The 807-nt window shown below is 46.7% G+C and carries 2 protein-coding genes; both read left to right on the top strand.

The window, feature by feature from the left end:
- Positions 1-10 precede the first annotated feature (10 nt).
- Positions 11-121: a hypothetical protein gene (locus AC1DKD_RS41680; RefSeq protein WP_477144789.1), complete on the top strand. Its 111-nt coding sequence runs from the start codon at positions 11-13 to the stop codon at positions 119-121.
- A gap of 242 nt (positions 122-363) precedes the next feature.
- On the top strand, positions 364-807 hold a 444-nt coding region (locus tag AC1DKD_RS41675), incomplete at its 3' end, for a hypothetical protein (protein ID WP_477144788.1).

Genomic DNA, 807 nt, shown 5'->3' with positions numbered 1-807 from the left:
GGGTGGTTTCCTGGGCCGCAAGAGTGATGGCGAGCCCGGCGCCAAAACGATCTGGATCGGCATGCAGCGAACCATGGATGCTGCGTTCATGATCCTGGCGCTACGGGCTGAGGACTCATGACTTCTGTATAAGGAGATGCGTTATATGGTGCCTACGCAATTTTCAAATTGTTCGGATTATATGTGGTCGCTGGATACTAACCATAATATTTGAGTTTTGTGCCCAAGCCTCTATTTCGTCGGTGCAATTTCACCAGGGCAGGAGGATCAACCAAGTGAGTTGTGTGGTCAAATCTATGTTTCAGGTTGTATTTACAAAAATGTCAGATTGATTGTCAAATTAAGATCTTCTGGAGGTTATGCATGGCCGGAATTTGGTTTAATCCTGAAACGCTAGCTGATTCACTCAATGAAACAGTTGGCTACAAAGCAGGACTTGCGCTTTCCGCGGAGGAAATTTGTGACCACCTCGCGGGAACAGGATATCCAGACGTCATTAAAAGATCTGAAATTCGTACGGTTCGACTTCGGTCAGAAGAGTACGAAGAACTTTTCTACAAATTGCTCCATCGAGTCGGATACACAACCGAAGAACATGGCGGCGCAGTCGCTAGTATGGCGTCTCTTTATCACAAGTATAAAAAGGCCGACCTCGCCACATACGAAGGAGTCATGAGGCTGTATCATTCCCACGCTCGAATCATGATGGAAGAGGCCATGCGGCAAGGAGTAAAGTCGATGGATCCTACGGATTTCATGCGCAATGTATTTGCAAAGTATGGAGAGCGAGGTCTTAGAATCTTAGAA

It is taken from the genome of Cupriavidus sp. 05T313 (genome assembly GCF_056396665.1).
Note: the sequence above shows the minus strand (reverse complement) of the source record. Positions and strands in the feature narration are given on the sequence as shown.